Genomic DNA, 12723 nt, shown 5'->3' with positions numbered 1-12723 from the left:
GGCGCGCTCCTCGGCCGACAGCAGCTCGATCCGGCCGATCGGCAGCTCGGGCCGGGCGGCCACCGCCGCCAGCAGCCGGCCGAGGCGCACGGCGACGGCCTCGACGGTCTCCCGGTCGAAGAGGTCGGTGGCGTAGTCGAGGGCGCAGTCGATCCCGGCGGGCTCGCCGTCGGGGCCGAAGGACTCCTCGGCGATCAGGCTGAGGTCGAACTTGGCGGAGCCGTTGCCCGCCGCGAGCGGCTCGACGTGCAGGCCCGCCGTGGCCGGCTCGGCCCGCTCGTTGCTCTGGAGCACCAGCATGATCTGGAACAGCGGGTGGCGGGCCAGCGAGCGGGCCGGCCTGAGCTCCTCCACCAGGCGCTCGAACGGCACGTCCTGGTGGGCGTAGGCGCCGAGGGCGGTCTCCCGGGCGCGGCCGAGCAGTTCGGCGAAGCTCGGGTTCCCGGACGTGTCGGTGCGCAGCACCAGGGTGTTGACGAAGAAGCCGACCAGCTCGTCCAGCGCCTCGTCGCCGCGCCCGGCCACCACCGAGCCGATCGGGACGTCGGTGCCCGCGCCGAGGCGGGTGAGCAGCGCGGCGAGGGCCGCCTGCACCGTCATGAACAGGGTGACCCGGTGGGCCCGGGAGAGGGCGACCAGTTCGCGGTGGCACTCGGCGTCCAGGGTGAGCGCCACCCGGTCGCCGCGGTGGGAGGCGACGGGCGGGCGGGGGCGGTCCAGCGGCAGCGTCGCCTCGTCCGGGAGGTCCGCCAGGGTCTCGCGCCAGTGGGCGAGCTGGCGGGCCGCCAGGCTCTCGGGGTCGCTCTCCTCGCCGAGCAGCTCGCGCTGCCAGAGCGCGTAGTCGGCGTACTGGACGGGCAGCGGCGCCCGGCCGGGGGCGGTGCCCTCGGTGCGGGCCGCGTAGGCGCCGGTGAGGTCGCGGACCAGCGGGCCGAGGGACCAGCCGTCGCTGGCGATGTGGTGCAGCGCCAGGACCAGCACGTGCTCCTCGGCCGCGACCCGCAGCAGGGCGGCGCGGACGGGGAGTTCGGTGCGCAGGTCGAAGGCGTGGCGGCACAGCCCGGCCACCGTGGCGGCCACCTCGTCGGCGGGGCAGTCCCGGGTGTCGAGCGGGACCACGGCCTCCCCGGCCGGAAGGACGCGCTGGTAGGGGGTGCCGTCGAACTCCTCGATCAGGGTGCGCAGGCTCTCGTGCCGGGCGACCACGTCGCCGAGGGCGAGCTCCAGCGCGGCGGCGTCCAGCTCCCCCGTCAGGCGCAGCGCCAGCGGCGCGTTGTAGAGGGCGCTCGGGCCTTCCATCCGGTCGATCAGCCACAGGCGCTGCTGGGCGAAGGACAGCGGGACGCGGTCGGGGCGCTCACGGCCCGTACCGAGCGCCGCCCGCTCGGAGCCGGCGCCCAGGCGGGCGGCCAGCCCGGCCGCGCTCGGCGCCTCGAAGACGTCCCGGATCCCCAACTCGGCACCCAGCGCCGCCCGCACCCGGCTGAGCAGCTTGGTGGCCAGCAGCGAGTGGCCGCCCAGGTCGAAGAAGTCGTCGTCGATACCGACGCCCTCCAGGCCGAGCACCTCCGCGAACAGCCCGCACAGGATCTCCTCCTGCGGGGTGCGCGCCGCACGACCGGCCGACAGCGCCCCGAAGTCCGGTGCCGGGAGGGCGGACCGGTCCAGCTTGCCGTTGGCGTTCAGCGGCAGCGCGTCCAGCGGCACGATCGCGGCCGGCAGCATGTAGCCGGGCAGCGTCCGGGCGGCGGTGGCGCGCAGCTCGGCCGGGTCGAGCGGGCCGTCGGCGACCACGTACGCGACCAGGCGCAGCCCGTCCCCGTCGGGCAGGACGGCCGCCTGGAGCACCCGCGGGTGGGCGGTCAGGGCGCGCTCGATCTCGCCCAGTTCGATCCGGAAGCCGCGGATCTTCACCTGGTGGTCGGTGCGGCCGAGGTACTCCAGCTCCCCGTCACGGGTGCGGCGCACCAGGTCCCCGGTGCGGTACATGCGCGCGCCCGGCTCGAACGGGCAGGCCACGAAGCGCTCCGCCGTCAGGCCCGGCCGCGCCAGGTAGCCGCGGGCCAGGCCGGCGCCCGCGAGGTACAGCTCCCCCGGCACCCCCGCCGGGACGGGGTTGAGGTACTCGTCGAGGACGTGGCAGCGGGTGCCGGCGACGGTGCGTCCGAGGACGGGCCGCCCGGTGGCCTCCAGCGGGTGGGTCAGGGCGTCGACGGTGCACTCGGTCGGGCCGTAGAGGTTGTGGGCGGCGGTGCCCGGGGCCTCGCGCAGCCGCGTCCAGAGCGCCTGGCCGACGGCCTCGCCGCCGAGCAGCACCAGGGCCGGCGCGGGCTCCTCCAGCAGGCCCTCCTCGATCAGCTGCTCGGCGTAGGAGGGCGTCACCTCCAGGACGCCGATGCCCTGCCGGCGCGTGTGGCGGACCAGGGCCCGGGCGTCGCGCCGCACGTCGCCGCCGATCAGGTGCAGCTCGTGGCCGGCGACCAGCCACAGCAGGCCGTCCCAGGAGGCGTCGAAGCAGAGCGAGGCGGTGAGCGCGACCCGCTGCCGGGCGACCCCGGCCATCACGCCCGCGCGGTGGGCGGCCAGCAGGGCGGCGATGCCGCCGTGCGGCACCACGACGCCCTTGGGGCGGCCGGTGGAGCCGGAGGTGAAGATGACGTAGGCGGCGTCGGCCGCCGTGGCCCGCGGGGCCGGGTCGGTCTGCGGGCCTTCCGCGCCCTCGGCGAGGTCGAGCGCGGGGTGCCCGTCGAGCACCTCGGGCAGCGGCCAGCGGTCGTCGGTGAGCACCAGCGCCGGGCGGGCCTCGGCCAGCATGTGCGCCGTCCGCTCGGCCGGGTACTCGGCGTCCAGCGGCAGGTGGGCGCCGCCGGCCTTGAGCACCGCGAGGACGGCCACCACCGTCTCGGCCGAGCGCGGCAGGGCCAGCGCCACCACGCGCTCGGGGCCGATGCCCCGGGCGATCAGCGCGTGGGCGAGCCGGTTGGCGCGGGCGTTCAGCTCGGCGAAGGTCAGCGAGAGCTCGCCGCAGACCAGGGCCACCGCGTCCGGGGTGGCCGCGGCCTGTGCCTCGAAGACGGCCGGCACCAGGGGCACCGTCGCGGGCGGCGGGGTGTGGTCGGCCGCCTCCGCGGCGCGCCGCCCGGCGGGCAGGACGTCCAGCTCGGCGACGGACCGCCGGGGGTCGGCGGCGACCTGGCGGAGGACCGACTCCAGGGCGGCGGTCAGCTGTTCGGCGCTCTCGCGGTCGAACAGGTCGGTGGCGTACTCCAGGACGCCGGCCAGCCCCGCGGCGGCGCCCTCGGCGCCCTGCCGCTCGACCAGGCGCAGGGTGAGGTCGAAGGTGGCCGTCCCGAAGTCGACCGGCTCCTCCGTCACCGTCACGCCGGGCAGGTCCGGGCCGTCCTCGGCGGCGCCCGCGAAGGCCAGCATCACCTGGAACAGCGGGTGGCAGGCGGTCGAGCGGGTCGGGTTCAGCTCCTCCACCAGGCGCTCGAAGGGCACGTCCTGGTGCGCGTGGGCGGCCAGGTCGCTCTCCCGGACCCTCGCCAGCAGCTCGGCGAAGCTCGGGCGGCCGGACAGGTCGGTGCGCAGCACCAGGGTGTTGGCGAAGAAGCCGACCAGCTCCTGCACGGCCTCGTCGAGGCGGCCGGCCAGCGGGGTGCCGATGGGCAGGTCGGTGCCCGCGCCGAAGCGGTGCAGCAGGGTGGCGTACGCGGCCCGCAGGACCATGAAGAGGGTCACGCCGTGCTCGGCGGCGAGCTCGGCGAGCCGGGCGTGCAGGTCGGCGTCGAACTCCAGCGGGACGACCGCGCCGCGGTGGGTGGCGACCGGCGGGCGGGGGCGGTCCAGCGGCAGCGGGAGTTCCTCGGGCGCGCCGGCCAGCGCCTCGCGCCAGTGGGCGAGCTGGCGGGAGAGCGGGCTCTCGGGGTCGTCCTCGTCGCCGAGCAGTTCGTGCTGCCAGAGCGCGTAGTCGGCGTACTGGACGGGCAGCGGCTCCCACGGCGGGGCGTCGCCGGCGAGGCGGGCCCGGTAGGCGTCGGTGAGGTCGCGGTAGAGCGGGCCCAGCGAGGCGCCGTCCCCGGCGATGTGGTGGACGACCAGGACCAGCACGTGCTCCTCGGCCCCCTCGGGCCGCAGGTAGGCGTGGACCGGGAGGTCGGTGGCGAGGTCGAAGGTGTGGCCGGCGAGTTCGTCGCTCGGGCGGTCGGTGACGGTGAGCAGGCCGGTCGCGGGGGCGTCGAGGACGCGCTGGTACGGGGTGCCGTCGTGCTCGCCGAAGACGGTGCGCAGGGCCTCGTGCCGGTGCACGACGTCGCCGAGGGCGGCCTCCAGGGCGGCGGGGTCGAGCGGGCCGCGCAGCCGCAGGGCGAGGGTGACGTTGTAGGTGGCCGAGGGGCCGTCGGCCCGGGCCAGGAACCAGAGCCGGCGCTGGGCGAAGGAGAGCGGCACCCGCTCGGGCCGGACGACGGGCCGCAGCGCCGGGCGGGCCGGGGCGGGGGTGCCGGTCGCGCGGTCGGCGAGCCGGTCGGCGAGCCCGGCGACGGTCGGGGCCTGGAAGAGGTCGCCGATGGCGAGTTCGACGCCGAGCTCGGTGCGGGCCCGGCCGACCAGGCGGGTGGCGAGCAGGGAGTGGCCGCCGAGGGCGAAGAAGTCGTCGTCGATGGTGATGTCGTCGATGCCGAGGAGTTCGCCGTAGAGCTCGCAGAGCACCCGTTCGCGCTCGTCGCGCGGGGCGCGCCCGGTGTCGTCGGCGGCGAGGTCGGGGGCGGGCAGGGCGCGGCGGTCGACCTTGCCGTTGGCGTTGAGCGGCAGCGCGTCCAGCAGGACGACCACGGCGGGGACCATGTAGCCGGGCAGCGCGGTGCCGGCGAAGGCGCGCAGCTCGGCCGGGGCGAGCGAGTCCTCGGCGGTGCAGTAGGCGACCAGCCGGGTGTCGCCGGGGCGGTCCTCGCGGGCGATCACGATGACCTGGCGGACGGCGGGGTGGCGGGACAGCGCCGCCTCGATCTCGCCGAGTTCGATCCGGAAGCCGCGCAGCTTGACCTGCCCGTCGATCCGGCCGAGGAACTCCACGGCGCCGTCGGCGCGCAGCCGCACCAGGTCCCCGGTGCGGTACATACGGCCGCCGGGCAGGTACGGGCAGGCGACGAAGCGTTCGGCGGTCAGGCCGGGACGGCCCAGGTAGCCGCGGGCCAGGCCGGCGCCGGCGAGGTACAGCTCGCCGGGGACGCCGGGCGGGACGGGGCGCAGCCGGGCGTCGAGGACGTAGCTGCGCATGTTGTCGAGCGGGCCGCCGATCGGCACCCGGGGGCCGTCGAGGTCGGCGGGGGCGAGCGGGTGGTGGGTGGCGAAGGTGGTGGTCTCGGTGGGGCCGTAGACGTGGGCGAGCAGCAGCCCGGGGCAGGCCTCCAGGACCCGGCGCAGCAGCACCCCGGAGGCGGCCTCGCCGCCGGTGCAGACGACGCGCAGGGCGGCGAAGGTCTCCGGGGCCTGCTCGGCGACGAGGTCGAACAGGGCCTTGGTGAGGAAGACGGCGGTGACGTCGTGGCGGGTGGTGACGGCGTGCAGGGCGGTGGCGTCGAGGGCGCCGGGCGGGGCGACCACGACGGTGCCGCCGGCCAGCAGCGGCGTCCAGATCTCGTAGGTGGCGGCGTCGAAGGCGTGCGGGGAGTGCAGCAGGACGCGCTGGTGGCGGCCGTCCTGCCAGCGCCGGTCGGCGGCGAGGTCGAGCACGTCGCGGTGGCGCACGGCGACGCCCTTGGGGCGGCCGGTGGAGCCGGAGGTGTACATCGCGTAGGCGAGCTGGTCCGGGTGGACGGGCACGCCGGGGCGGTGGGCCGGGGCGCCGGCCTCGTCGCCGGGGCGGACCACGGCGGCGCCGTGCGGGAAGCCCGGGTCGGCGCGGTCGGTGAGCAGCACGGGGGCGCCGGTGTCGGCGAGCACGCCGGTCATCCGCTCGGGCGGCAGGCCGGGGTGCATGGGGACGTAGCAGCCGCCGGCCTTGAGGACGGCCAGGGTGGCGACGACGACGTCGGCGGAGCGCTCCATCAGCATCGCGACGGGGGTCTCGGGGCCGACGCCGAGGGCGGTGAGGTGGTGGGCGAGGCGGTTGGCGCGGGTGTCGAGTTCGGCGTAGGTCAGGGTGCCGCCGTCGTGGACGAGGGCGGTGGCGTGCGGGGTGCGGTCGGCCCGGCGCTCGAAGGACTCGACGAGGGTGCCGCTCCACCGGGGGGCCTCGGTGGCGTTCCATTCGACGAGGATGCGGGTGCGCTCCTCGGGGGCGAGCACGTCCAGGGTGGCGATGGGCGCGTGCGGGTCGGCGGCGGCGCCGGCCAGCAGCCGGCCGAGCCGGTCGGCGAGGGCGGTGACGGTGGCGCGGTCGTAGAGGTCGGCGGCGTACTCGATCGAGCCGGTGAGCCCGGCGGGGGCGCCGTCCGGGCCGTGCTGTTCGGCGATGCCGATGTTGAGGTCGAACTTGGCGACGCGCAGGCCGATCGGTTCCGGTGCGCTCTCCAGCCCGGGCAGGTCGGGTGCGGCGTCCTGCCCGTGGTTCTGCAGCACCAGCAGGGTCTGGAACAGCGGGTGGCGGCCGAGCGCGCGGGGCGGGTTGAGCTCCTCGACGAGGCGCTCGAAGGGGAGGTCCTGGTGGGCGAAGGCGTCGAGCTGGGCCTCCCGGACCCGGCCGAGCAGCTCGGCGAAGCTCGGGTCGCCGGACGTGTCGGCCCTCAGCACCAGGGAGTTGACGAAGAAGCCGACCAGGTCGTCCAGGGCCTCGTCGGCGCGCCCGGCGACGCCGGTGCCGAGCGGGATGTCGGTGCCGGCGCCGAGCCGGGTGAACAGGGCGGCCAGGCCGGCCTGGAGGACGGTGAACAGGGTGGTGCGGTGGGTGCGGGCGAGGGTGAGCAGGGCGGTGTGCAGACCGGCGTCCCAGGCGAGGTCGACGGAGTCGGCGGCGCCGGTGGGGGCGGGCGGTCGGGGGCGGTCGGTCGGCAGCTCCAGTTCCTCCGGCAGGCCCGCCAACGCGGTCCGCCAGTAGTCGAGTTGACGGGCGAGCAGGCTCTCGGGGTCGCGCTCGTCGCCGAGCAGGTCGCGCTGCCAGAGCGCGTAGTCGGCGTACTGGATCGGCAGCGGATCCCACGACGGGGCGCCGCCGGCGAGGCGGGCCCGGTAGGCCTCGGCGAGGTCGCGCAGCAGGGGGCCGAGCGACCAGCCGTCGCCGGCGATGTGGTGGAGCACGACGAGCAGCACGTGCTCGGTCGGGGAGAGGGTGAACACCGTGACCCGGATGGGCAGTTCGCGGCTCAGGTCGAAGGTCTCGGCGGCGGCCGCGTCCCGGTGGGCGGGGTAGTCGGCCGGTGCGCGGTCCAGCACCAGGAAGCGCGGCCGCGCCTCCTCGGCGGGCAGGATCCGCTGCACCGGGACTCCCCCGACCACCGGGAACACCGTGCGGAGGGCCTCGTGCCGGGCGACCACGTCCGCCGTCGCGGCGCGCAGCGCGGCGGTGTCGAGCTCGCCGCGCAGGCGCAGGGCGAACGGCAGGTTGTACAGCGCGGTCGGCCCCTCGATCTGGTCGATCAGCCAGAGACGCTGTTGGGCGTACGAAACCGGGATCACGGTGCTTCCTCTACTCACGTCACGGCACGGCACGGGGTGTTCGGGATGGGGACGGTCGGTCGGCGGTCAGACGGCGGCCAGGTCCGGGCGGACGCTGGGCCGGCAGTCCAGGACGTCGACCGGCTGTCCCATCGAGACGGCGATCCTGCGGTCGCCTCGGTACGGGTCCCGGCCGTGTGCGCAGAGCACGTTGTCGACCAGCATCACGTCGCCGACCTGCCACCGCTCGCGAACGGTCGCGGCGTGGTACGCCTCGTTGAGGGCGTCGACGTCGGCGCTCCCGAGCGGTTCGGCGTCACCGAATCCGGTGTTGAACGGCAGGCCGTCCGGGCCGAACTCCTCGGTCATCGCCTCGTGGATGTCCGGGTCGAGCGACCACTCGTTCCAGAACGCGAGGTGGTTGAACCAGACCTCCTCACCCGTGCGCGGGTGGTGGATGGTGGCGGGGCGCAGCTGGCTGGTGCGCAGGTTGCCGTCCGGGCGCCACTCGCAGGTGATGCCGTTCTCCCGGCAGTAGGCCTCGACCTCGGCGGGGTCCTCGGTGGCGAAGGCGGTGCGCCAGCCGAGGGAGACGTAGTCCGAGTAGGCGCGGGTGAGCGTCCAGCCGGAGGTCCGCCCCCGCTCGACCAGGTGTGCCGGCAGGTGGTCGAGCACCTTGCGGCAGTCGGCGGTCGGGGTGGCCCCGCCCTCCTCGGGGGCGATCAGGCAGGCGAAGAGCAGCCGGCCGGGGAACGTGAGGGTGTAGCTGTTCTCGTTGTGCATCCGGATCGGCTGGGCCGGCGGCAGGTCGGTCGAGGAGAAGACCCCGTTGCCGTAGTCGCTGCGCGGGGTGGCCTTCTCGCGGTAGGGGGTGCGCTCGGGGATGAGCACGTCGCGCACGGCCGCGACGTCCTCGGTGCTCGCGACCGGCAGGCCGCGCAGGAAGATAGTGCCGTGGCGGTGCAGGGCGTCGGTGAGCTCGGTCTCGTTCTCCCGCAGCCAGTCGCAGGCCTCGCCGAGGTCGGCGGTGCGCGGGGCGTGGGCGAGGGCCGGGCGGCCGGGGTTCAGTTCCCAGGTCGGCATGGCGGCGCTCACTGGTGGGCGAGGGAGGCGACCAGGCTGGCCGGCCTGATGTCGGTCCAGTTGGCCTCGATGTAGTCGAGGCAGCCCTGGCGGGTGTCCTCGCCGTGGACGGTGGTCCAGCCGGCGGGCACGTCGATCCAGACCGGCCAGAGGGAGTGCTGGTTCTCGTCGTTGGCCAGGACCAGGTAGCCGGCGTTGTCGTCCTCGAACGGGTTGCTCATGGTGTCCTCCTTGGGTTGATTCGAAGGTACGGGCGGCCCGGGGCCCGCAACGGCAGGAGGCGAGGCAGGTACGCGGCAGTTCGGTGCGGGTGGCTGCCGCCGTCGGACGTCAGCGCGGGAGGAGGCGGACCGGGAAGCGGTCCAGGCCGAAGTTGATGATCGAGCGGTTGTGGGTGACCGGCCCGGTCGGCTCGATGACGGCGACGCGTTCCAGCATCGCCGTGAACAGGGCGCCGAGTTCGGCCTTGGCCAGCGGTGCGCCGATGCAGTAGTGGGCGCCGAGGCCGAGGGCGAGGTGCTTGTTGGGGCTGCGGTCGAGCAGGATCTCCTCGGGCCGGTCGAAGGCCTCCGGGTCCCGGTTGGCGGACCACACCCAGACGGCGACCCGGTCGCCGCGCCGGATGGTGTGGCCGTCGAGTTCGGTGTCCCGGCTCGCGGTGCGCAGGGTGTGCAGCCCGACCGAGGTCCAGCGCAGGAGTTCGTCCAGGGCCGAGTCCATGCCGACCTCGCCGCGCTGCAGCTTCCGCCACAGTTCCGGGTTCCGGGTGAGGGTGTGCAGGCCCATGGCGGCGGTGTGACGGACCGTCTGGACGCCGCCGACCACGATGTTGTCCAGGTTGAGCACGACGTCCTCGACCGGCAGCAGCTTGCCGCCGACCCGGTAGGTCGCCATCTTGCTGATCAGGTCGTCCTTCGGGTTCGTCCGGCGCAGCATCACCTGGTGCAGCAGGTACGGGATGAGCTGCTGGTGGCCGGCCCGGCGCTCCTCGGGGGTGTTGCCGAGGAACGCGACGTCGCAGACCCGTTCGACCATCTCGCGGTCCTGCTCGGGGACGTCCAGGAGGTCGCACATGACGGACAGCGGGAGGGCGGAGACGGCGTCGACGAGGTCGACCTCGCCCAGTTCGACGGCCTTCTCGACGATCGAGGCGGCGAGGTCGGTGATGCCGCGGGCGGCGCCGCGCACCGGGCCGGGGGCGAAGAACGGGTTGGCGGGGGCGCGCAGTTCGCGGTGCCGGGGCGGGTCGGTGAGGGCCATCATCCGGCCGGAGCCGACCGGGACGTTGCCCTCGCCGGCGCCGAGCAGCGAGCCCTGTTCGGAGCTGTAGAGGGCGGCGTTGCGCAGCACCTCGGCGGAGTGCCGGTAGGAGAGCACCGACCAGACCTGCCCGTCGTCGACGGTGTCGGTGCGGTGGACGGCGGACTCCCGGCGCAGCTCCGCGACCAGCGCGGGGGTGTCGGGGCGGGCCCACAGGTCGGGGTCGGTGAGGTCGACCGCGGTGGTGGTTGGCATCAGTGCTCCGTCGTGGACTGGTGGGCGGCGCCGGGCCGCGCGATGAGGGAGGAGAGCAGGTCGACCGGGCCGGGCCGGTCGACGGTGGCGAGCAGGTGGCCGCCGGGGACGACGTGGTGGCCGGAGCCGCCGCGGGTGTGGGCGGCCCAGCCTTCGAGGCCGCCCACGGCGAGGAGGGGGTCCTCGACGCCGACGACGGTGTGCAGGGCGGAGCCGATCGGCGGGTGGGGCCGGGGCCGGTAGGTGTCGACCACGGCCAGGTCGGTGCGGATGCCGCGCAGCGCGTTCTCCTTCAGGTCGGCGTCGCCCTCGACGAGTTCGCCCATCCCGGCCAGCCGCAGCAGTTCGTCGGCGGTGTACCGGGGGCGGTCCGCCCCGGCCCAGGCGGCGGGCGGCGAGGCGGCGGCGGCGACGACCAGCTCGGGGCGCCGCTCGGCGGGCAGCGCCCGGGCGACCTCGTAGCCGAGCAGGGCGCCGAAGCTCTGCCCGTAGAAGCCGAACCGGCCGGTCAGGTGCGGGGTGAGGGCCTCCAGGACGGCGTCGACCAGCAGGTCGAAGCTCGCGGGCATCGGGTGGCCGAGCCGGCCGCCGCGGGCCGGCGGTCGCAGTGCCCAGACCTCGGCGGCCGGGGCGAGGGCGCGGGCCAGCGGGGTGTAGGCGGTGGCGTCGCCCCCGGCGTGCGGGAAGCAGAACAGCCGGTAGGGGCGGTGGGGTTGGGGCACTGGGACGAACAGCCAGTCCCCCTCGACGCGGGGCCGCACCCGCAGCGCGGTGGTCATGCGCCGGCCGCCCGGGCGCGGGCGGTCAGGGCGGGCCGGGGGGCGGCGGCGCCGGCCGCGGCGGCCTGCCCGACGGTGGCGGTGAAGGCGGCCAGGTCGGCCGAGTCGAGCAGGTGGCGCAGCTGGAGTTCGATGCCGAGCCGGCGGCGCAGCAGGTGGACGACCCGCAGCGCGGCGATCGAGTGGCCGCCGAGCGAGAAGAAGTCGTCGGTGGGCCGGACGCCGGTGACGCCGAGCACGGTGCTCCAGACCTCGGCGACCTGCTCCGCCAGTCCGCCGGTGCCGGCCGCCGCCTCCTGCGCGGGGGCGGCGGGGGCGACGGGGACGGGCAGCGCCGCCAGGTCGACCTTGCCGTTGGGGGTGAGCGGCAGGGCGTCCAGCACGGTGATCACCGAGGGCACCAGGTGGGCGGGCACGGTGGCCCGCAGCCGCTCGGTCAGCTCGGCGGCGGTGACGGCGCCGGTGACGTAGCCGGCCAGGCGCCGGTCGCCGGGGGCGGGCTCGTGGACGGTGACGGCGGCGGCCTGGACGCCCGTCAGCCGGGCCAGGGCGTGCTCGACCTCGCCGAGCTCGATCCGGTAGCCGCGCAGCTTGACCTGGCGGTCCACCCGGCCGACGTACTCCAGCCGGCCGCCCTCGCCGCGCCGGGCCTGGTCGCCGGTGCGGTACATCCGGGCTCCCGGCCCGCCGGACGGGTCGGCGACGAAGCGCTCGGCGGTCAGTGCGGACCGGCCGACGTAGCCGTGGGCGAGTCCGGGCCCGGCCAGGTACAGCTCGCCGACGACGCCGTCGGGGACGGCGGCGAGCTTCTCGTCCAGCAGGTGCAGGCGCACCCCGGGCAGCGGTTCGCCCAGGTGCGGCCCGGGGCCGCTGATCGGCGCGGTGACGGCGTCGACGGTGCACTCGGTGGGCCCGTACAGGTTGAGCGCGTCGATGCCGCCGTCGGCCAGCTCCCGCCAGGTGCCCTCGGGGACGGGCTCGCCGCCCATGAACAGCCGCGGCACCCGGGCGCCGGCGAGCGGCTCGCGCAGCAGTTCCCAGTGCGAGGGGGTCAGGTCGAGGTCGGTGACGGCGTGCTCGGCCAGCAGGGCGGCGACCCGGGCCGGGTCGGCGCGGTGCTCCTCGCCGATGACCAGGACGGTGTCGCCGCGGCAGATCCGGGCCCACTGCTGGACGGAGGCGTCGAAGGAGACGCTGGCGTTCCAGCCGACCACGCCGGGCTCGGCGCGGTAGGCGCCGGTGGCCTCCAGGGCCTCGACCAGGGCGGCGACGGCGCCGCGCGGCACCTCGACGCCCTTGGGGCGGCCGGTGGAGCCGGAGGTGTGGATGACGTAGGCCGGGTCGAGCGGGTGCGCCCCGGCCGGCAGGTCGGGCCCGTCGGCGGCGGCGTCCGGGCGCAGCACCGGCACGCCCTCGGCGGCCGGGAGGCCGTCGGCGCTGATCAGGGCGGCGAGCCCGGCGTCGGTGGCCATGAAGGCGAGCCGCTCGGCGGGGTAGGCCGGGTCGAGCGGGACGTAGGCGGCGCCGGCCCGCCAGACGGCGAGCAGGGCGACCGGCAGGTCGGCGGTGCGGCCGAGGTGGACGCCGACCCGGTCGCCGCGGCCGACGCCGAGGGCGCGCAGGGCGCGGGCCAGGGCGGCGGTGCGGCGGTCGAGTTCGGCGAAGTCCAGGCGGTCGGCGCCGGCCAGCACGGCGGTGCGCCCGGGGTGGGCGGCGACGGTGGCGCGCAGGCGGTCCAGCAGATCGGTCATGA

The 12723-nt window shown here is 76.1% G+C and carries 6 protein-coding genes; all 6 read right to left on the bottom strand.

What is annotated here, in order from left to right; genetic code table 11:
• Positions 1–7614 (bottom strand): amino acid adenylation domain-containing protein (locus ACFVHV_RS11620; protein ID WP_380350840.1); only part of this gene is annotated, 7614 nt, incomplete at its 3' end.
• 66 nt (positions 7615–7680) lie between these two features.
• Entirely contained in the window at positions 7681–8676 is a 996-nt protein-coding gene (locus ACFVHV_RS11615) for a TauD/TfdA family dioxygenase (RefSeq protein ID WP_359898259.1), read from the bottom strand.
• Positions 8677–8684: 8 nt separating this feature from the next.
• A complete protein-coding gene (locus tag ACFVHV_RS11610) occupies positions 8685–8897 on the bottom strand; it encodes an MbtH family protein (protein WP_189922088.1) in 213 nt (70 codons plus the stop codon).
• Between the two features lie 109 nt (positions 8898–9006).
• Positions 9007–10191 (bottom strand): cytochrome P450, encoded by a 1185-nt coding sequence (locus ACFVHV_RS11605; RefSeq protein WP_359898260.1) that lies wholly within the window; start codon positions 10189–10191, stop codon positions 9007–9009.
• Positions 10191–10970 carry a thioesterase domain-containing protein gene (locus ACFVHV_RS11600; protein ID WP_359898261.1) on the bottom strand — a complete coding sequence of 260 codons (780 nt, stop codon included), beginning with the start codon at positions 10968–10970 and terminating at the stop codon, positions 10191–10193. The genes ACFVHV_RS11605 and ACFVHV_RS11600 overlap by 1 nt, the downstream gene beginning before the upstream one ends.
• Complete coding sequence (locus ACFVHV_RS11595; protein ID WP_380350838.1) at positions 10967–12721, bottom strand: non-ribosomal peptide synthetase; 1755 nt, start codon at positions 12719–12721, stop codon at positions 10967–10969. Before ACFVHV_RS11595 ends, ACFVHV_RS11600 begins: the two co-directional genes overlap by 4 nt.
• Positions 12722–12723 lie beyond the last annotated feature (2 nt).

Source organism: Kitasatospora sp. NPDC127116 (assembly GCF_042677365.1).
In the GTDB taxonomy this organism is placed as follows: domain Bacteria; phylum Actinomycetota; class Actinomycetes; order Streptomycetales; family Streptomycetaceae; genus Kitasatospora; species Kitasatospora lactacystinica.
Note: the sequence above shows the minus strand (reverse complement) of the source record. Positions and strands in the feature narration are given on the sequence as shown.

Bases quoted from the DNA above. Each gene is read 5' to 3' on its own strand.
- ACFVHV_RS11615 (WP_359898259.1), bottom strand. From the start codon at position 8,676: ATGCCGACCTGGGAACTGAACCCCGGCCGCCCGGCCCTCGCCCACGCC.
- ACFVHV_RS11605 (WP_359898260.1), bottom strand. From the start codon at position 10,191: ATGCCAACCACCACCGCGGTCGACCTCACCGACCCCGACCTGTGGGCC.
- ACFVHV_RS11610 (WP_189922088.1), bottom strand. From the start codon at position 8,897: ATGAGCAACCCGTTCGAGGACGACAACGCCGGCTACCTGGTCCTGGCC.
- ACFVHV_RS11595 (WP_380350838.1), bottom strand. From the start codon at position 12,721: ATGACCGATCTGCTGGACCGCCTGCGCGCCACCGTCGCCGCCCACCCC.
- ACFVHV_RS11600 (WP_359898261.1), bottom strand. From the start codon at position 10,970: ATGACCACCGCGCTGCGGGTGCGGCCCCGCGTCGAGGGGGACTGGCTG.